General features: G+C 44.9%; 23 protein-coding genes and 1 tRNA gene. 14 read left to right on the forward strand and 10 right to left on the reverse strand.

What is annotated here, in order from left to right; genetic code table 11:
- Window positions 1–9: 9 nt before the first annotated feature.
- Window positions 10–456 (reverse strand): YccF domain-containing protein, encoded by a 447-nt coding sequence (locus EHN13_RS13405; protein ID WP_005123514.1) that lies wholly within the window; start codon window positions 454–456, stop codon window positions 10–12.
- Window positions 457–581: 125 nt separating this feature from the next.
- Here EHN13_RS13405 and helD point away from each other — a divergent pair, with 125 nt between their 5' ends.
- Entirely contained in the window at window positions 582–2636 is a 2055-nt protein-coding gene (gene helD / locus EHN13_RS13410) for a DNA helicase IV (RefSeq protein WP_124021543.1), read from the forward strand.
- Window positions 2637–2671: 35 nt separating this feature from the next.
- Here helD and mgsA read toward each other — a convergent pair whose 3' ends face one another.
- Together mgsA and csgI are read right to left on the reverse strand one after the other, a co-directional pair.
- On the reverse strand, window positions 2672–3130 hold the full coding sequence (gene mgsA, locus EHN13_RS13415; protein WP_048212106.1) for a methylglyoxal synthase: 459 nt from the start codon (window positions 3128–3130) through the stop codon (window positions 2672–2674).
- A gap of 93 nt (window positions 3131–3223) precedes the next feature.
- Window positions 3224–3886 carry a curli synthesis inhibitor gene (csgI, locus tag EHN13_RS13420; protein WP_048212105.1) on the reverse strand — a complete coding sequence of 221 codons (663 nt, stop codon included), beginning with the start codon at window positions 3884–3886 and terminating at the stop codon, window positions 3224–3226.
- 172 nt (window positions 3887–4058) lie between these two features.
- Between csgI and EHN13_RS13425 the strand changes: the two genes are divergently transcribed.
- Window positions 4059–4472, forward strand: coding sequence for a CoA-binding protein (locus EHN13_RS13425; protein WP_006685217.1), 414 nt, complete (start codon window positions 4059–4061; stop codon window positions 4470–4472).
- A 75-nt stretch (window positions 4473–4547) separates the two neighbouring features.
- Here EHN13_RS13425 and hspQ read toward each other — a convergent pair whose 3' ends face one another.
- Both hspQ and rlmI read right to left on the reverse strand, forming a co-directional pair.
- Window positions 4548–4865, reverse strand: coding sequence for a heat shock protein HspQ (hspQ, locus tag EHN13_RS13430; RefSeq protein ID WP_005123508.1), 318 nt, complete (start codon window positions 4863–4865; stop codon window positions 4548–4550).
- 57 nt (window positions 4866–4922) lie between these two features.
- On the reverse strand, window positions 4923–6113 hold the full coding sequence (gene rlmI, locus EHN13_RS13435) for a 23S rRNA (cytosine(1962)-C(5))-methyltransferase RlmI (protein WP_115602288.1): 1191 nt from the start codon (window positions 6111–6113) through the stop codon (window positions 4923–4925).
- A gap of 94 nt (window positions 6114–6207) precedes the next feature.
- Here rlmI and yccX point away from each other — a divergent pair, with 94 nt between their 5' ends.
- Entirely contained in the window at window positions 6208–6489 is a 282-nt protein-coding gene (gene yccX / locus EHN13_RS13440; protein ID WP_101742817.1) for an acylphosphatase, read from the forward strand.
- On the opposite strand, the gene tusE is transcribed toward yccX, so the two are convergent.
- Window positions 6486–6815, reverse strand: a complete 330-nt coding sequence (gene tusE / locus EHN13_RS13445; protein WP_048212102.1) for a sulfurtransferase TusE — start codon at window positions 6813–6815, stop codon at window positions 6486–6488. The two genes, yccX and tusE, sit on opposite strands and share 4 nt — an antisense overlap.
- An 88-nt stretch (window positions 6816–6903) precedes the next feature.
- Window positions 6904–7563, reverse strand: a complete 660-nt coding sequence (yccA, locus tag EHN13_RS13450) for an FtsH protease modulator YccA (RefSeq protein WP_003035917.1) — start codon at window positions 7561–7563, stop codon at window positions 6904–6906.
- Between the two features lie 270 nt (window positions 7564–7833).
- Here yccA and EHN13_RS13455 point away from each other — a divergent pair, with 270 nt between their 5' ends.
- The 10 genes from EHN13_RS13455 (at window position 7834) to EHN13_RS13500 (ending at window position 13584) form a co-directional block, all read left to right on the forward strand.
- Entirely contained in the window at window positions 7834–9462 is a 1629-nt protein-coding gene (locus EHN13_RS13455; protein ID WP_124021544.1) for an ABC transporter substrate-binding protein, read from the forward strand.
- 143 nt (window positions 9463–9605) lie between these two features.
- A tRNA-Ser gene (locus tag EHN13_RS13460) sits at window positions 9606–9693 on the forward strand.
- 336 nt (window positions 9694–10029) lie between these two features.
- Entirely contained in the window at window positions 10030–10875 is an 846-nt protein-coding gene (locus EHN13_RS13465) for a DUF6387 family protein (RefSeq protein ID WP_124021692.1), read from the forward strand.
- Between the two features lie 169 nt (window positions 10876–11044).
- Window positions 11045–11257 carry a helix-turn-helix transcriptional regulator gene (locus EHN13_RS13470; RefSeq protein WP_023302112.1) on the forward strand — a complete coding sequence of 71 codons (213 nt, stop codon included), beginning with the start codon at window positions 11045–11047 and terminating at the stop codon, window positions 11255–11257.
- A 19-nt stretch (window positions 11258–11276) separates the two neighbouring features.
- Window positions 11277–11594: a hypothetical protein gene (locus tag EHN13_RS13475; protein WP_124021545.1), complete on the forward strand. Its 318-nt coding sequence runs from the start codon at window positions 11277–11279 to the stop codon at window positions 11592–11594.
- Window positions 11595–11679: 85 nt separating this feature from the next.
- The gene (locus EHN13_RS13480) at window positions 11680–11976 is read left to right on the forward strand and encodes a hypothetical protein (protein ID WP_016243654.1); all 297 of its coding nucleotides are present in this window, start codon (window positions 11680–11682) and stop codon (window positions 11974–11976) included.
- A 49-nt stretch (window positions 11977–12025) separates the two neighbouring features.
- Complete coding sequence (locus tag EHN13_RS13485; RefSeq protein ID WP_123268211.1) at window positions 12026–12262, forward strand: hypothetical protein; 237 nt, start codon at window positions 12026–12028, stop codon at window positions 12260–12262.
- A 39-nt stretch (window positions 12263–12301) separates the two neighbouring features.
- Window positions 12302–12652 (forward strand): hypothetical protein, encoded by a 351-nt coding sequence (locus tag EHN13_RS13490; RefSeq protein WP_123268210.1) that lies wholly within the window; start codon window positions 12302–12304, stop codon window positions 12650–12652.
- A 69-nt stretch (window positions 12653–12721) separates the two neighbouring features.
- A complete protein-coding gene (locus tag EHN13_RS13495) occupies window positions 12722–12964 on the forward strand; it encodes an H-NS family histone-like protein (protein WP_123268209.1) in 243 nt (80 codons plus the stop codon).
- Between the two features lie 269 nt (window positions 12965–13233).
- Window positions 13234–13584: a DUF6404 family protein gene (locus tag EHN13_RS13500; protein WP_123268515.1), complete on the forward strand. Its 351-nt coding sequence runs from the start codon at window positions 13234–13236 to the stop codon at window positions 13582–13584.
- Between the two features lie 513 nt (window positions 13585–14097).
- Here the strand turns inward: EHN13_RS13500 and EHN13_RS13505 are convergent.
- The 3 genes from EHN13_RS13505 to EHN13_RS13515 form a co-directional block, all read right to left on the reverse strand.
- Complete coding sequence (locus EHN13_RS13505) at window positions 14098–14502, reverse strand: H-NS family histone-like protein (protein WP_124021546.1); 405 nt, start codon at window positions 14500–14502, stop codon at window positions 14098–14100.
- 162 nt (window positions 14503–14664) lie between these two features.
- Entirely contained in the window at window positions 14665–15144 is a 480-nt protein-coding gene (locus EHN13_RS13510) for a DUF4756 family protein (protein WP_123268207.1), read from the reverse strand.
- Between the two features lie 160 nt (window positions 15145–15304).
- Window positions 15305–15859 carry a replication/maintenance protein RepL gene (locus tag EHN13_RS13515; protein ID WP_123268206.1) on the reverse strand — a complete coding sequence of 185 codons (555 nt, stop codon included), beginning with the start codon at window positions 15857–15859 and terminating at the stop codon, window positions 15305–15307.
- 856 nt (window positions 15860–16715) lie between these two features.
- On the opposite strand from EHN13_RS13515, the gene EHN13_RS13520 reads away from it, so the two are divergent.
- Entirely contained in the window at window positions 16716–16985 is a 270-nt protein-coding gene (locus EHN13_RS13520; protein ID WP_123268205.1) for a hypothetical protein, read from the forward strand.
- Window positions 16986–17358: the final 373 nt, after the last annotated feature.

Below are 17358 nucleotides of genomic sequence, written 5' to 3' on the forward strand. Positions count from 1 at the left end.
CAGTTCCGATTATTCAAAGCGACGACGCGCGTTGGCTTCGCGTGCGGCACGGGCAACTTCGACTGAAACCACGCGACGACCAACGGGCCAGAGTGCAATTGCGGCGATTTTAAAGTTCGCAATACCAACCGGAATACCAATAATCGTAATGCACTGGGCAATACCGGAAACAATATGCATCAGGCACAGCCACCAGCCGAAGAAAATCAGCCAGAAAATGTTGAGCAGCGTACCGCCGGTATTCAGAAGCACGTTTTTACCCGCCGGGTTGAGTTCATCAACGTGAATCGCCTCATTACCGTAGGGGAACAGCGACAAGCGTGTGATTTCCCAGCAGGAGCGGGTCAAGGGTAGTGTGAAGATAAGCACGATACTGACTAACGTCGCCAGTAACCAGGCTAAGGTGGTGGCGAATCCCCCAAGCACAAAATTTAAAATATTCAGAACAGTACGCATAAACCCTCGGTTAACTCTGGTTTTCTGTGAGTTTGGCAATTGTAACGTTTTTTTGGGCTGGAGCACGTTTTCTCTGGCGGTTACACTGATAAGCAAACCTCTTCGTGTGGATCCGCGTAAGTCTTATGGAACTGAAAGCAACTTCTCTGGGAAAACGTCTGGCGCAACACCCTTACGATCGGGCCGTTATTCTCAATGCCGGCATTAAAGTCTCTGGCGACCGTCATGAGTATCTTATTCCATTCAATCAGTTACTGGCTATCCATTGTAAAAGGGGTCTGGTATGGGGTGAGCTGGAATTTGTGCTTTCTGATGATAAAGTTGTACGCCTTCACGGCACTGAATGGGCGGAAACCCAACGTTTCCACCATCATCTGAACATCCTCTGGCAGCAGTGGAGCCAGGAGATGAGCGACGTCGCTGCGGGAGTTTTACAGCAACAGCTGGATGCGATTGCGGCGCGTACCAGTGATAACAAATGGCTGACGCGCGAACAAACGTCAGGGCTGCAGCAGCAGATCCGCCGTGCCTTTGCCGCGCTCCCGCTCCCGATCAACCGACTGGAAGAATTTGATAATTGCCGTGAGGCGTTGCACCAATGCCAGGCATGGTTGAAGGACATTGAAGCCTGTCGCTTACAGCACAATCAGGCATACACCGATGCGATGCTGGCGGAGCATACCGAGTTTTTCCAGAAGATTGAGTCTTCACCGCTGAATCCAGCCCAGGCTCGTGCGGTGGTGAATGGCGAGCAGTCGCTATTGGTGCTTGCGGGGGCAGGAAGTGGCAAAACATCCGTTCTGGTTGCGCGTGCGGGCTGGTTGCTGGCGCGGGGAGAAGCGGCCGCTGAACAAATCTTGCTGCTGGCGTTTGGTCGCAAAGCCGCTCAGGAAATGGATGAGCGCATTCGCGAACGACTGAATACGCAAGACGTCACCGCGCGGACGTTTCATTCACTGGCGTTGCATATTATTCAACAGGGTAGCAAAAAAGTTCCGACAGTCAGCAAACTCGAAAATGATACTGCCGCCAGAAATAAGCTTTTTATCGCCACATGGCGTCAGCAGTGCAGCGAGAAAAAAGCCCAGGCTAAAGGCTGGCGACAGTGGCTGGAAGAAGAGATGCAGTGGTCCGTGCCAGAAGGCAATTTTTGGGACGATGAAAAATTACAACGTCGCCTGGCCTCACGTCTGGATCGCTGGGTTAGCCTGATGCGTATGCATGGTGGAGCACAGGCGGAGATGATCGCCAATGCGCCTGAGGCGATCCGCGACCTGTTCAGCAAACGTATAAAGCTGATGGCGCCGTTACTCAAGGCCTGGAAGAGTGCTCTGAAAGAAGAGAATGCCGTCGATTTTTCTGGATTGATCCATCAGGCGATTGTCATTCTGGAGAAGGGACGCTTTATCAGCCCCTGGAAGCATATCCTGGTTGATGAATTTCAGGATATCTCCCCACAGCGCGCCGCCCTGTTAGCCGCATTGCGCAAGCAAAACTCACAGACCATGCTATTTGCCGTAGGGGATGACTGGCAGGCCATTTACCGTTTCAGTGGTGCACAACTTTCGTTAACTACCGCCTTCCGGCAACACTTTGGTGAGGGCGATCGCTGCGATCTGGATACGACATACCGTTTTAATAGTCGTATTGGCGAAATAGCCAATCGGTTTATCCAGCAAAACCCGCATCAGCTTAAAAAACCGCTCAATAGCCTGACAGCAGGCGACAGGAAAGCCGTCACTCTGCTCGATGAAAGTCAGCTGGATGCGCTGTTGGATAAGCTATCCGGCTTTGCGAAAGCAGAAGAACGCATACTGGTGCTGGCGCGATATCACCACCTCAAACCTGCCAGTCTTGAGAAAGCAGCGACCCGCTGGCCCAAACTACAACTGGACTTTATGACTATTCATGCCAGTAAAGGACAGCAGGCGGATTATGTCATTGTCGTTGGGCTTCATGATGGCAACGATGGTTTTCCGGCCCCGGCCCGTGAGTCGATTATGGAAGAAGCATTACTGCCAATGGTCGAGGATTTTCCGGATGCAGAAGAGAGAAGGTTGCTCTACGTGGCACTTACCCGTGCCCGGCATCGGGTGTGGTTGCTGTTTAATAAAGACGCGCCATCCTGTTTTGTTGATGAACTAAAACAACTGGATGTCCCGGTAGCGAGAAAACCCTGAAGAACAGGCGGCGACGGCGGCCGCCTGTCTGGCGATTATTTGAGGCGCTCTGCCAGATAACGGGCGTAATCCGGGATCAGGATGTCCGTTGCATCGTTGAAGTTTGGCGACTGGATAATAAAATCGGCGGTAGATACGTTGGTGGCAACCGGAATATTCCAAACTGTGGCCAGGCGCAGAAGGGCTTTAACATCCGGATCATGAGGCACGGCGTTGAGTGGATCCCAGAAGAAGATCAGCACATCAATTTTCCCTTCAGAGATCAGTGCGCCGACCTGCTGATCGCCGCCCATTGGACCGCTAAGCATGGCGTTGACATCCATGCCGGTCGCGCGTTGAATGAGATTTCCTGTCGTGCCTGTCGCATAGAGGACATGCTTTTCTAACAATGGCTGGTGGCGTTCCACCCAGCTCATCAGCATCTGTTTACAGTGATCATGTGCAACCAGCGCAATATGCTTACGCGCCGGTAAAGTGCGAGTCGTCAGTTCCATAGTACAGCTCCCAAGTTAACCTTATTACAGAGTACTGGAAGCGTTTGACGCTGCAAGAGAAAGACAAAAAAAATGCGTAGGTGAACATAAACGTCATGAGGGTGGCTGTTTCTCTGCCCATTGCAGAAAATTACTTCGTGTTTGCGCATCGGCCTGGCCAAACCAATATTTCAAACGCTGTTCGGTGAGTGTTTGTGACTGCGGCGGCACCCGATCCAGTTCAGAGACCCCTGAGAGCAATGCGCTGTCATCTGCCATCATAGTGGCAAATTGTGGGAGTGAAGCATGCTTAGACGATTTGTTATAGCGTTCAGTCTCGAGTTCATAATCCACGATTTTTGCCGATGAGGTAATCGACAAAATATCCAGCTTGACTGGAATGGGCATGGAATCGCCATCTAATAGTTCCACTCGGGGAGCTTCATCGAAATGCGTTGCGTCACGTTCGTTGTTCAGACGGGGGAGATGAAAATTGACCTGACTAACCAACTGAGTATCAAAACTGATGACCAGCGGAGGAGAAATATACAGACGTTCTTCATGGCTGGAGAGACGAATCGTTTTCTCAACGCGAAAGACAAGCTGATGCCGACCATTCTCCAGCTCAATACTGTCGGCACCGCGCAGTAAAGAGCTGGACACCTTTTTTCCGTCCAGCACCAGCAGGTCAATATCATTAGACAGGCGCAAAGAGGTCGCACAAACGGTTACCGGCAAAAACAGAGCAATCAGGGCTGTCACAATGCCGGTTTTCATAAGGTTCTCCTGTCCAGAAGATTTCTGTATAAGATGTATCTAAATTTTTCGACAATCATGTTTACTAACATATAGACATATTTTCTAGTTTAGCTCTCATGCGCCAGTATGGGATGAATGGTTGCGACGTCAGCTTTGTCGTACACTTTGCAAAACAGCCTGGAGGAAGACGATGAAAGAGACCGATATTGCTGGCATTTTGACATCTACCCGTACGATTGCGCTGGTAGGAGCAAGCGATAAACCCGATCGCCCGAGCTATCGGGTGATGAAGTATTTACTCGATCAGGGTTATCACGTTATCCCCGTGTCTCCTAAAGTTGCCGGGAAAACGCTGCTGGGGCAGCAGGGCTATGCGACACTGGCAGACGTACCAGAGAAAGTGGATATGGTGGATGTCTTTAGAAACTCAGAAGCAGCATGGGGAGTCGCACAGGAGGCTATTGCTATTGGTGCGAAGACTTTGTGGATGCAGCTTGGCGTGATTAATGAGCAGGCTGCCGTGCTGGCGCGCGATGCGGGCCTGGCGGTAGTGATGGATCGTTGCCCGGCGATTGAAATCCCCAGACTGGGACTGGCGAAGTAAGGTTGTACTGTTGCCGGATGGCGCATTGTATATCCGGCCTACAACTGTGTTTGTCGTAGGCCGGATAAAATGTTGTCAGTTGCGCAGGCGTGGAGCCTGGAGCTGTTTACGGATTGTCCGTGCCAGTTCATCCATCGATGGTTGCTCTGGATGTTCTTCCTGTAGCTCGCTACTCAACTGTGCTTCAGCCAGATACGTATGTACTGGCAGGCCATTATCGTCTTCCATCACCACGTGATACCAGGGAGCGGCGCGAAGTTCGTCGTTAACCGCCAACTCATCAGGTGACGGGTCATCAAGCGAATATTCCGGGTCGATATCCACGACCACTCCGAGGTAACCTAACAGGGAATGGCGGACCTGCTGGCCGATACCGAATTTGCTGGCAATCATAGTCACCTCCCGGGAAATAGATACCCTCTATGTAAGGGTAATATTCCACTTTTCAAGTTACATGATGCGACAGGCAAACCCTTTCAGATACAGCCCTTCCGGGTAGGTAGCGATCACAGGATGATCGGCGGCCTGACGGAACTGCTCTATAAATTGTACATCACGCCCGGCATCTATTGCGGCATCGGCGATGATTTTCTGAAATAAATCGGTGGTCATCAATCCGGAGCAGGAGAATGTCAGCAGTACGCCACCCGGATTCAGCAACTGAATTGCCAGCATATTGATGTCTTTATAGCCACGGCAGGCGCCCATCAACTGGCTCTTGTTTTCGACAAACTTCGGCGGGTCCATCACGATAACATCAAATTTCTCACCACGATCGCGATATGCGCGCAGCAACTTGAACACGTCATCACGCACAAACTCAGCTTTGCTCAGATCCAGCTTGTTCAGCTCTACGTTCTGGCGGGCAATATCGAGCGCTTCCTGGGAGGTGTCGACGCTGACCACCTGACGGCATCCGCCCATTAATGCTGAAACCGCAAAGCCGCCGGTATAAGAGAAACAGTTCAGGACACGTTTGTTTTCCACGTAACGACGCGTGGCCAGGCGGCTGTCACGCTGATCGAGGTAATAACCGGTTTTATGTCCGTGCTGAATATCAACCAGCAGTTTCATCCCGTGCTCTTCAATCGGCAGTAGGGCTGGCGGCAGTTCACCCGTGACGGGGCCCTGAGTCAGTTCCATGCCTTCTTTTTTACGCACGGCAACATCGCTACGGTCATAAATTGCGCACTCCGGGAAGACAACCTGCAGGGCGCTAATCAATGCGGCGCGTTGATATTCAGCACCGGCGCTGAGCAACTGCAATACCAGGAAGTTGCCGAAGCGGTCAATGGTGACGCCCGGCAGACCATCGGATTCGCCGGCGATCAGACGGTAGCTATCCAAACCATCTTTGTTCGCCAGCCAGTCTCGCCATTTCTGTGCCTGTTGCAGACGGCGGGTAAAGAAATCAATATCGATGGATTCAGACTTGTCGAATGTCCAGACGCGTGCACGGATCTGCGACGCGGGTGAGTACGCGCCGCGTGCTAACCATTTACCCTGATGGTCAACAATATCGATGGTTTCACCGAGGTTGGCTTTACCTTCCATACGTGCGACGGCACCGGAAAATACCCACGGATGGCGACGAAGTAATGATTTTTCGCGCCCTTTGGCTAACACTAAACGTACACTCATAATTTACTATTCTGTCAATTCAAAGAAATGGGCGCCATTGTCCTGAGTTTTACGTGTATTTGCAACGCGCACCGCGATGATAAGGAGAACCATAATGTCGAAAGTCTGCATAATTGCCTGGGTCTATGGCCGGGTACAGGGGGTGGGATTTCGCTATACCACTCAGCATGAAGCGCAACGGCTGGGATTGACTGGCTACTCGAAGAATATGGATGACGGCAGCGTAGAGGTTGTCGCCTGCGGTGAAAGCGACCGGGTGGAACAACTGATGAAGTGGTTAAAAGCCGGGGGCCCGCGTAGCGCCAGGGTAGACAGAGTCCTCAGCGAACCGCATCGGCCTGGCGAAGAGTTAACGGGATTTAGTATCCGCTATTAAATACATTTGACCGGTTTTGGCAGACCGGCAATTTTGGTTGCCTGCTTGGCCGGACCTTTCGGGAACAGGCGGTAGAGATAACGGCTGTTGCCTTTCTCTTCGCCAAACTTATTGGCCATCGCTTTGACCAGCATACGAATAGCGGGGGAGGTATTAAACTCCAGATAAAACTCGCGCACAAAGCGCACTACTTCCCAGTGTTCAACTGACAGCGTAATTCCTTCGTTTTCAGCAATGGCAACTGCCAGCGGTTCGCTCCATTCGGTTGTGTCTTTTAAATAGCCTTCGCTATCAGTACTGATTTCTTTACCTTCAAAGATCAACATAATTCTTCACTGCGTTAGTCAAACTGGCGGCAGTTTACCAAAAAAGAAAGCCCCGCATAAGCGGGGCTGGATAATGTACGTGGTCATTTTAATCGCGGCTGGCGAAGCCCAGAATGCTAAGCAGGCTGACGAAGATGTTGTACAGCGATACATATAGGCTGACGGTTGCACGGATGTAGTTGGTTTCACCACCACGGATGATGTTGCTGGTTTCAAACAGGATGGCACCTGAAGAAATCAGGATAAACACCGCGCTAATCGCCAGATGCAGCGCTGGCAGTTGCAGGAAGATATTCGCAACCATACCAATCAGCACCACCACGATACCTGCCATCAGCATACCGCCGAGGAAGGACATGTCTTTACGCGTGGTCAGAACATACGCAGAGCAGCTGAAGAAGACCAGCGCCGTACCACCCAGTGCCATACCGATCACGTCACCCATACCTGCCGACAGGTAAGTGTTCAGAATCGGTCCCAGGATGTAACCCAGGAAACCGGTGAAAGCGAAAGCAGACAGAATACCTACTGGTTTATCTGCCGTTTTGTAGGTCAGGAACATCAGACCATACATACCAACCAGCGTCAGAATCAGACCCGGAGATGGCAGCATCAGTACTGTACTGGCAGTTGCGGTGATCGCTGAAAACGCCAGCGTCAGGCTGAGCAGGAAATAGGTATTACGCAGCACCTTATGTGTGCTGAGTAGCGATGTACGATCGCGCGAAGAACTAATAATACGATCCATGAGTCACTCTCTTATGACAGATGTAATTAATGATGGAGGATAATGAAATCAAGGGGAATGACACAGCGGTTTTACCCATCTTTACGCATTTTAACCCGCCAGGCTTAAGCATATTATTTCAACAAAAGCTCCCGAATCAGATGTTAGCACTATAAGTGCAAAAATGTCAGATCCACCTCTCCCAGGTAACTGAAAAATATTGCGTTATTCCCGAATCTCTCTGACAGTGACAGCGGTGTTTACATAAAACAGAGCAATAAGGTAAAGGGAATGACTCAACATAAATCGAAGATATTGACGTTTACGCTGTTGGCTGTCTGTTTGATGTCTATTAACGGCGCGGCAAGGGCGGCAAATGTGCCTGCAGGTACACTACTTGCAGAAAAACAGGAGCTGGTCAGAAACAACGGCAGTGAGCCAGCCTCACTGGATCCGCATAAAGTCGAAAGCAACGTTGAGTTTAATTTAATCAGCGATATGTTCGATGGGCTGGTGGCCGTAAACCTGGATGGCACTATTGCGCCCCGTCTTGCTGCCTCCTGGGAGAATAAAGATAACACTGTCTGGACCTTCCATTTACGCCCAGGCATAACCTGGTCAGATGGATCGGCTATTACTGCACAGGATGTCGTCTGGAGCTGGCAGCGCCTGGTTTCACCGCAAACTACCTCACCCTATGCCTCTTATCTGGGCAATATGCATGTCGCAAATGCGGTTGATATTGCTCAGGGGAAAAAAGATCCCGCGACGCTTGGAGTCAAGGCGCTGAATGACACCACGCTGGAAATTACCCTGACGCAGCCGACTGCGGCATTTTTAGCGATGCTGGCGCATCCATCGCTGGTGCCGCTGGATAAAGTGCTGATTGGCCGCTTTGGCGATAAGTGGACTCGTCCGGAGCACTTTGTCAGCAGTGGTGCGTATAAGTTGTCGCAGTGGGTCGTCAACGAGCGGATTGTTGCCGTGCGCAACCCGCATTACTGGGACAATCAGCACACGGTCATTAATAAAGTGACGTATTTGCCCATCAGTTCAGAGGCTGCAGACGTTAACCGTTACAAAGCCGGGGAAATCGATATTGTTTTTAGTGTTCCGGTCAATCAGTTCGCTCAATTGAAAAAGACGATGGGTGATGAACTCCATGTCTCACCTCAGCTTTCAACTTATTATTATCAGTTTAATACCACGCGTGCGCCGTTTAACGACCCACGCGTGCGTCGGGCGTTGAATATGGCGCTGGATAAGGACATCATCGCACAAAAGGTGATGGGACAGGGACAGCGTGCGGCGTGGGTTATCAGCCAGCCTGAAATTGGCGGGGTAAAATTACACGCGCCGGACTACGCATCATGGCCACTCGACAAACGCATTGCCGAGGCAAAAAAACTGCTGGCGGAAGCGGGCTACGGTCCTGAGCATCCGCTTAACTTAAATCTGCTCTACAACACTTTCGAAACGCATCAGCGAATCGCGATTGCCGCCTCGTCAATGTGGAAGAAAAATCTTGGCGTTGAGGCAAAACTGCAGAACCAGGAATGGAAAACGATGCTGGATACCATGCATACCGGCAATTTTGACGTCGTACGCTATGCATGGATAGCGGATTACGACGATGCGTCGAGTTTCCTCAATATTTTCCGCACAGGTGATAGTGAAAACACCACCCGATACAGTAATCCAGCCTTTGACGAAGCGATGCACAATGCGGCGAAAGCAACTTCGCTCCAGGAGCGAGGCAAATATTACCAGCAGGCTGAAGACCTTTTAGGGGAAGATGTGCCAGCGATTCCGGTTTACCACTATGTTCGTACCCATCTGGTGAAGCCATGGGTGGGGGGATTTGCACCGGATAACCGGGGAAACTACTACACCAAAGATATGTACATCAAAAAACAGTAAACAGCAGCAGCCCGGATTTGTGTTGAATAAACGGTCAATTTGTTGTTATTTAAGTCGATTAACAACATTTTGGCTGTTTTTCAGGCAAACGAACACATTGGTGCTTTACAGGTTCGTTCGGGATGTTTATAGTGCGCCTCATTGGAAGCGTGGCCGAGCGGTTGAAGGCACCGGTCTTGAAAACCGGCGACCCGAAAGGGTTCTAGAGTTCGAATCTCTACGCTTCCGCCAATTTCTTAACAAAATCAACAGCTTAGGTATTAGTTCTGATTTTGTACTGCATAAAGTATTGCATTAAAAGCCCGTGTAAACGGGCTTTTTTTGTATCTAAAATCCCTGTTTTTCATCAAAAAACTTATCCAGTCTTCATCCCTTCCTATACAACTAAATCCTTTAAAAGCAGTAATCCGAGAGAGGAAGCCTCTGGAAATTTAGTGATCGATGGATGATTTCACACCAATCTTAAGAACCTACCAGCAATAAGCTCAGCTGAACTACGCCATTACTGGACAACCTATTGTTCTGTCAGTTAAAACAACTAAAAATGGTAAAATGGACAGCACAGCAATGAAACGAAGCGAACTCAGGAAAGTATTGGAAGAATGGTTTGACGTTGAACGGTATGAAGCGATAAAGAAACTCACCCTACAGCAATTTTATGTTGAGGTTGAGCGGCGTATCTTGGCCTACAAGATGTTGCTGAGAAGGGATACGTTACCGCCTTTGAACAGATTCTTATTGGATGATTACCGCTATAAGATCCTAAGAGGAGAAATTTTGTTTAGCGGCGACACGTCCACGCAAGGACATGGGCTTGCCAGAACTTACGCAGTGGTCCCCGTAACCCGGAGCAACGCACAATTATATGCGAAAAGTTTAACACTGATTGGAACACATCCTGAAACATCCCAGATAAGTCAGTCTGAATACATGTCGGAGTACCTGAAGGAATCCGGTATCAAAAGTCTGTCCTCAGTTACTGTCGATATATTCCTGCAAGAGGCTTCAACCGAAGACATCATCGAACACCTGAAAGTGCTCATACCCCAATGGAAAAAACAGCTAAAAATGAACGATCCGGGTGTTCGGAAGTATCGTTTTGGCAAAAGCACGTTGAGAAAAATCATCGACTATCGACTCATCCCGATGATGGATCTCATTTTTTGGGGAGCAGATAATAATGACACCAAAATCTCACTTTCACTGATGTCATCGCTGCTGCATGAGAACAGCGAGAAGGATAGGGATGAGGGAATGCTTAAGGTGACTGACTATCCGCTGGCAATGGCGTTGCTGACAGACGAGAACTATCTGAAATCGTTTGAAGATTACATGATGGAAAACAATGTCTTAAAAGACACAAAGATTGTAGATCACGTCAAAGACGAGAAGAAGACGAAAGAAGACAAGTAAAAAAGGGTTACGTTCGCCGTGAGCGAACGTGATCACATCCATCCTCAACCATTTTTTTTCTGTTCACATACCCCCATTTTTTTTGAAAAACTCTTTTGCCAACATCCCTAAAACGCCATAAGCGAATTCGCTATTATTGTCCTCGTTGAAACAACAGAGGAAAAAACAAATGAGAAATGAAATCGCAGGTAAAAGATTAATCCGTGTTCCAGAAGTTCTGAGAAGAGTCGGATTTAGTCGAACCACAATGTATGAGCTTATCAAGGAAGGACGATTCCCGGATAAGGTAATCATAGGGGCAAGATCTGTAGCCTTTGTGGAAAGTGAGATTGATGCATGGATTGAAAATACTATTTCCGATTCACGCAGAAATAATAAATAACATAAAAGAGGAAGCGAAAATGAAAGTGCAAAAAATAGAAATAAATGTTAGCAATGATGATACAAAATACTTTGTTCTGAAAAGCGGGGAAGACTATGACTACTATTTGCGATGTATGCATGAGTATATGGGGGAAAGATTCTATCATAACCTTGAAGACGATGGTTATATGGAGTGTGTTTTAAAATCAATAATAGAGAATGGTAAGAAAGATTTTAATGAGTTCTTGAAAAAACATAAATATAAAGCATCGATTAAAAACGTATATTTTGATGAAGTGCTTGTCAACCTGAGGCAGATACATCATGTGATGAGTCACTATATTTTACATACATAATCGCTGTCGTCATCTATTCGGCCCCGCAAGGGGCTAATATAAAACGAAATGAATAAAATAAGCATTTAATTATGAGGGTATAAGTATGTCTAAAGAAACTGTTATTGAAAATAAATCAACAGAACTGTTTTATGATCTTGCTTGTAGATCGTTTACAGCAAGCTGGAATCTGTTCATGGAAGTTAATGGCGATGGAGATGCCAATGACTATCTGGATGATCCTGATTTTATGAGTCCCTTTATTATTTATGTGATTGACCATATTCAGAATAACTTTGAGAGATTTACCACGCAAGAGGGAAACTGTGGTGATATTAATCAGGTCAACTTTGAACAAGTAGCAGCCTTGCTGGTAGGGTATTCAGAAAACTTTAGAAAGTAAGAACTAATCTTGCCCCGAAAGGGGCTAACTATAAAAAAAGGAAAAACAGATGAATAATGATATGACAGTAATCGTAAGTATGTTATGTGAGAAAACACCTAAAGTGATGAACCTTATCCAAGAGAGCTTGGATATATTTATCGCATTAAGAGGAAGCTCCGTCGAAGAAATCATGAATGATAAGACCTTGTTAGATGATTTAAATCGTTATGTAAATGAGACACTGTATGATGAGTTAGATCTGGAATATGGTTCTGTTATCATCAATATCGTTTATAACAACTAATTATTTTTAATAACTATCAACATAACAAAAGGATTAAAGATGAAAGAGATTATATTGAACAGCTATGATAAAACAAAAAATGAACTCATTGCTAACATCTTACAAGGGTTCTGTGATGAGATATATGCTATTTACGAAAAAGATCCTGAAACAGCAATCTCGATTTTGAGTTGGGGGAAATATTCAGAAGTTATTTATGATGTATTGATAACTCGTGAGATAATGAAATACTCTATTAAAAATAATACATATGATATCGATAAAAATGATTTGAAGGAAGAGATTTTACATTGGCATCTGGAGCATATCATTGAACTCGCGTTTAAGAATATAAATCAGGATGAAAATCAAGACCCTGTTTATTGGAAGTTAAAAATGACAGTGATGTGATATTAAAATATGAAGAATATTCCCTCGTGTAGAGGGAAATAATTCTGTAATGAAGCGGAGATAACCAATATGATTGATGAATTCCATGTTATGTATATGTATAAAAAAATCCAAGCTGAAGCTGCGACGACAGATATGAAAACACTGGAACAGTTTTTGAAAAAGTTCCGCCAAGTAGTTGCGGAGCGGCGGGAAGAATACTATCAGGAGATTGGTGAGAAAAAAGCGCAGAAATTGAGGGTCAAGAGATTACAACAGTTGCTTGAGAAAATGGAGCGTGACCGTGTATCGCCGGAATGCTTATTCAAATAATGATAGCCCGGACACGAAATGTGAACGAACATACAGGGTAAACTGATAACAGCAATTGTAATTACTCGACTGGTGAAGGTATTGTTAGTTTGTCTAAAGCATACAGGGGTGTTGAACTGATGTGATAGTTGCCATCTGGCAAAGTAGTGCCTGATAGCCTTTCTACTTCCTCAGTGGAGATAACTGAGTGAGGTTTTGGGCAGACCATTCCATTGCTAAGCTGGCTTTTCATGTTGAGAAGGGTTCTGATGAAATTAGAGAGGACTTGCATGGATTTTGAAGAGAAAAAAGAACGAGCCATTTCCATTATGAAAAGCAAGAAAATGTGGAGCAGTAACTATGCTCCCCCTCTGTTACGCATTGCATGGAAAATGGGTATCAGGATACCTCCGTTGCCTTTCGCTCGATTCTGGCAAGTCGCTTTGTTGATGGGGATACCGATTGGCTCTGTCTGGGGAATACTGATGTGGTTTTTTACATGGAAGGAATCGGGGATGGATCCAACAGATGCTATTGCTAGAAGTTTGCTATTTGACGTTTGGATGGGGATTTCTATGGCGTTGTACCATTGGTGGAGAAGGATAGCCAATAATCTTCCAGACTGGGATGGCCTCAAGTAAAACTGACACTAAGATAAGCTGCATCCAACAGGGCCGAAGCAGAAAGTGATGGAAAGATGTCGTGGTGTTAGCTCCCAGATCTAGGCATATGCTTGTGATAATTCAAAAGCATGATTCTGTGAGAAAATTATGGTCATGCAGGCCTGATGAAAATTGAACTGACAACAAAAAACAACACTCGAAGAGCTACAGCCGTGTAGCCGCAATCATCATGCTCATTACAGATACGCGTTCTTACGAACGCAGCTCAACTGCTATGATCACTTAGTCACAACGTATTAATAAAAAAAGGACCCACGGGGGTCCTGTAAAAGGATGATAATTTTGTAGTTGTGAGAAATACAAGATAACTATAACAGCGGAAGGAACGGATAAAAACAACGAAAAGTATGCAATTATGTACATTTATGGCGGGGGCATGCCGTAGGCTACTGCGGGGATGTTGTAGGGAATTACTATTTGACAATAAACATCATAATAAAACCGCCAAAAAAATTGACGGTTTTATTGAGGTTAGATCGCAAAGTCTTCCAGTGTTCTACCTGCTTCAATAGCAGCAGCGATCGCTTTAGGAGTACGGCCTTGACCCGTCCAAGTCTGCTCATTACCGTTTTCATCTGTATATTTGTATTTAGCGGGGCGAGGAGCACGAGTCGATTTAGCTTTAGGCTGAGATGAGCCAACAGTAGCAAGGAGTTCTGCCGGATCAATGCCATCTTCTAACAGTTTCTGACGGAAGGCTTCAAGCTTAGCCTGACGTTCTTCTTGTTCTTTACGGACGGCACTTTCTTCCTCACGACGATCTTCAACGACAGCAGAGAGTTTTTCCAGCATCTCTTCCAGAGTTGCCAGATCTGTTTCACGAGCATGTGCGCGAAGTGTACGAATATTGTTCAGTGCCTTGAGAGCTTCACTCATAGTATGTTATCCGATGTTTTAAAAGGGGGCGATTAATAAAAATAATGTATGCGGTGTTGTTGAACAATCAAAAGCATACCTGTTATTAAATAATATAGTAAATATTGTCGGTTAAGCAATCTTAAAACATCCCATTTGACACGCATAACATAGGGTAGTTCTTTAAAGATACATTTTTCTGCGCTTTTGGCTTGATGGCTCGAACTCTGACGAGATATGAGAGAGTTGCCCAAGGCTTTGTTCAATTGAACGCTGGAACTCAACAGCAGCTTCTGTACGCTGTTTTATGACTAAGGCAATTATTTCTTCATCGCTCTTTTCTGAAATGGCCTTACGGTATAATACACGTTCGTTAAACAGATCAAGATTACCTGATGATCTTGCTGATGTGTTAGCTTTTGAACTGCTGATGGGATTTAACTCGTCAATAAAGTATTCAATAAGAGATTCTCTCTTTTTTTCCAGCCTGCGAAGTTCAGTATGTGCAGATTTAAACTTTTGGGCTTTAATCAAAGGAACATCATCGGAGCGTAGCCTACGGTATTCATTCCTGTATTCTTCTATCGAAATATGATTTTTTAGTTCTTTGACTGTCTCTAAATACTGGATTAAATCACTGTTGTCTGTTTTTACTTTTCTCATAGGAATACCTCGTTAATAAATAGTGGATATATTTATATTACGAGATATGGTGTTAGTGTCAAATTAGCTCTTTAGCTCTGTTTCTCTCTTGGCAAGAAAATATCTTTAATGCAATCGTGGTTTATTTCGGCGGTTTTTTAACCTGTTTTCTCGTAGGTAATTAATTTTTATTATTCGCTGTTTTTTTGTCCTTCAAGTAATAAGTTTTCATGAAAGTTAAACGATCACCATTAAACATATAGTCTGGATTAATAAAATAATAGTTTTGTATCATGGTCTCAGCAATAAATTTCTTGTCAGCAAGTTCTTTCATACCCTTGAAATAAGTAGTTCTTGATATTTTTACGATATCTTGATCAACGATATCGAATGACATTAATATCGTGTCTGTATCTTTATTATCCCTGATAGCAAGATAAAGTATCTTGAACACTTTTTTACCGGAGGAAGACAAACCTTCAATAGCTGATACACCATCAACATAAAGTTTCACAAACTGTGTCTTGTCTACTTCCATTGACTGAAAGAAACCACCATGTCCAACCTGTTCTCCTGTATTTTCATTTACTAATGCTAATCGATCTTTTCCTGTAGTAATACGTCTGACGCCAGTTTTTGTATGTAGACTTGTATCATTAAGAAATGGATTTTTAGTATGACGTGGGAGACCTCTTCTTGATTTCTTTACTTCAGTTTGTATCTTATTTTCTATCATGGCATTTACTCCTTTATTTTTTAGTTATATATTTAAGTAAATACTATATTTTGCGTGCAAGTCAATAGTTAAAGTTTATATTTTTTAAAATAACTAACACTTAATGTGTTTACTGTTGAAACTTGTAGTGCCACAGCATATATATAAATAATACTTTATCATTTTTATTCGAGAATAGTTATCAACTTAAGTACCGGGATTCAGGACTTTAACTCCCGGATGTCGGTACTTGGTTTTAAGCTATAGCTGGCCTGAGAGCATTTTTCTTCTTCATTATTCAATTAGCGAAGCTGAGAACAACTATGCAGAGGTACTTTGGGGTACAGTTCTACTTTTTATTTCATTGGTTTCTTCTCTTCAATTTATATCTCAGCAAAGTGATTGTTTCAAACAATCACTAAGCGCTGCTGATATCTTATTAAAGTTGAAATTGTTTCCCATTTACCTCATAGCGGCTGTCGCCGCAATTCTTCATGGATAAATCCATCATCAACAGGGATGAACCCTGTTCCAGCAATGTGATTGTTCAAAACAATCACGAAGTGCTGCTTCTGAAAATATAGTTTTCCAATGTGTTTAAGAGCAAATGCCATATGTCGAGAATAAGATATTATGTGCAGGCACATGGTCGGTTTTCGATATTAGTATAATACTTTGAACATTAAATCTCATTTCATATCAGTGTCAGGGCGTAGCCGTGCGGTAGCACATGAGCATTAGCTCATAAGATAAATATTTTTTTCAAACAGAATGATAACAAAGAAGTAATCAATGCTGCGCATGGTGAGTTAAATTTGATTTTACTCAGTGATAATGGTATTTAATTACATAACAGACAAAATAAGGAAGGCGTGTAATGAAAAAAATAAAAACAATAAGTATCTTTAAATCAAATGAAAACATCCCTTTTATGACGTGTATCGTAAACGATATAGAAGAAAGTAAAAATGGAATAAAGCTTATTCTGGAAAACGGCGAAAGCATCAATATTAAAGATTACGGTTATTTCTTCCTGTCAGAGGGCGAAGGCGATTTGGACAGGGAGCGAATGGTAAGTAGTTACAGAAGGTTGATTTCTGAACTCAGTCAGATCAGTGAAGAAACCGTAAAATCATTAATGTTCTGACCTGAACATCCCACTGCTGCTGTTATGATATTAACTTCATGAAAGATATTACTTTTTAAGTAAAACCAGAAATCGGTAAGTGATAAAACTCGTGCGGTATCACCGAGCAGCAGGGGTATAAGCTATGCCATGTCGGCTTAGGTCAAGTCTGTGACATTTTCCTCTGCTTCAGATCGCTGTAGACAGGTTTTGTTCCACCTATAAAAGTATCAGAACAAATCATGTGTGCTGCTTCATTCCTTATCCCTTGATCATTTAGCTAAAGCAGGCCAACTGTGGCTATCGAACATTTCCCATCACTCCCAATCAATTGATACAAAAGATCGATAAATCACTATTGATAGTTTTAATCGATTGAAAGCTGATTATCGAT

Origin of the sequence: Citrobacter youngae (genome assembly GCF_003818115.1) — a bacterium.
In the GTDB taxonomy this organism is placed as follows: domain Bacteria; phylum Pseudomonadota; class Gammaproteobacteria; order Enterobacterales; family Enterobacteriaceae; genus Citrobacter; species Citrobacter youngae.

Coding starts and splice junctions, on each gene's coding strand:
- EHN13_RS13475 (WP_124021545.1), top strand. CDS start 11,277: ATGAAAGTGCAAAAAATAGAAATAAATGTTAGCAATGATGATACAAAA.
- EHN13_RS13455 (WP_124021544.1), top strand. CDS start 7,834: ATGACTCAACATAAATCGAAGATATTGACGTTTACGCTGTTGGCTGTC.
- EHN13_RS13505 (WP_124021546.1), bottom strand. CDS start 14,502: ATGAGTGAAGCTCTCAAGGCACTGAACAATATTCGTACACTTCGCGCA.
- helD (WP_124021543.1), top strand. CDS start 582: ATGGAACTGAAAGCAACTTCTCTGGGAAAACGTCTGGCGCAACACCCT.
- EHN13_RS13485 (WP_123268211.1), top strand. CDS start 12,026: ATGAATAATGATATGACAGTAATCGTAAGTATGTTATGTGAGAAAACA.
- tusE (WP_048212102.1), bottom strand. CDS start 6,815: ATGTTGATCTTTGAAGGTAAAGAAATCAGTACTGATAGCGAAGGCTAT.
- mgsA (WP_048212106.1), bottom strand. CDS start 3,130: ATGGAACTGACGACTCGCACTTTACCGGCGCGTAAGCATATTGCGCTG.
- csgI (WP_048212105.1), bottom strand. CDS start 3,886: ATGAAAACCGGCATTGTGACAGCCCTGATTGCTCTGTTTTTGCCGGTA.
- EHN13_RS13470 (WP_023302112.1), top strand. CDS start 11,045: ATGAGAAATGAAATCGCAGGTAAAAGATTAATCCGTGTTCCAGAAGTT.
- EHN13_RS13490 (WP_123268210.1), top strand. CDS start 12,302: ATGAAAGAGATTATATTGAACAGCTATGATAAAACAAAAAATGAACTC.
- EHN13_RS13425 (WP_006685217.1), top strand. CDS start 4,059: ATGAAAGAGACCGATATTGCTGGCATTTTGACATCTACCCGTACGATT.
- EHN13_RS13515 (WP_123268206.1), bottom strand. CDS start 15,859: ATGATAGAAAATAAGATACAAACTGAAGTAAAGAAATCAAGAAGAGGT.
- EHN13_RS13495 (WP_123268209.1), top strand. CDS start 12,722: ATGATTGATGAATTCCATGTTATGTATATGTATAAAAAAATCCAAGCT.
- EHN13_RS13510 (WP_123268207.1), bottom strand. CDS start 15,144: ATGAGAAAAGTAAAAACAGACAACAGTGATTTAATCCAGTATTTAGAG.
- yccX (WP_101742817.1), top strand. CDS start 6,208: ATGTCGAAAGTCTGCATAATTGCCTGGGTCTATGGCCGGGTACAGGGG.
- EHN13_RS13500 (WP_123268515.1), top strand. CDS start 13,234: ATGGATTTTGAAGAGAAAAAAGAACGAGCCATTTCCATTATGAAAAGC.
- rlmI (WP_115602288.1), bottom strand. CDS start 6,113: ATGAGTGTACGTTTAGTGTTAGCCAAAGGGCGCGAAAAATCATTACTT.
- EHN13_RS13480 (WP_016243654.1), top strand. CDS start 11,680: ATGTCTAAAGAAACTGTTATTGAAAATAAATCAACAGAACTGTTTTAT.
- EHN13_RS13520 (WP_123268205.1), top strand. CDS start 16,716: ATGAAAAAAATAAAAACAATAAGTATCTTTAAATCAAATGAAAACATC.
- hspQ (WP_005123508.1), bottom strand. CDS start 4,865: ATGATTGCCAGCAAATTCGGTATCGGCCAGCAGGTCCGCCATTCCCTG.
- EHN13_RS13465 (WP_124021692.1), top strand. CDS start 10,030: ATGAAACGAAGCGAACTCAGGAAAGTATTGGAAGAATGGTTTGACGTT.
- yccA (WP_003035917.1), bottom strand. CDS start 7,563: ATGGATCGTATTATTAGTTCTTCGCGCGATCGTACATCGCTACTCAGC.
- EHN13_RS13405 (WP_005123514.1), bottom strand. CDS start 456: ATGCGTACTGTTCTGAATATTTTAAATTTTGTGCTTGGGGGATTCGCC.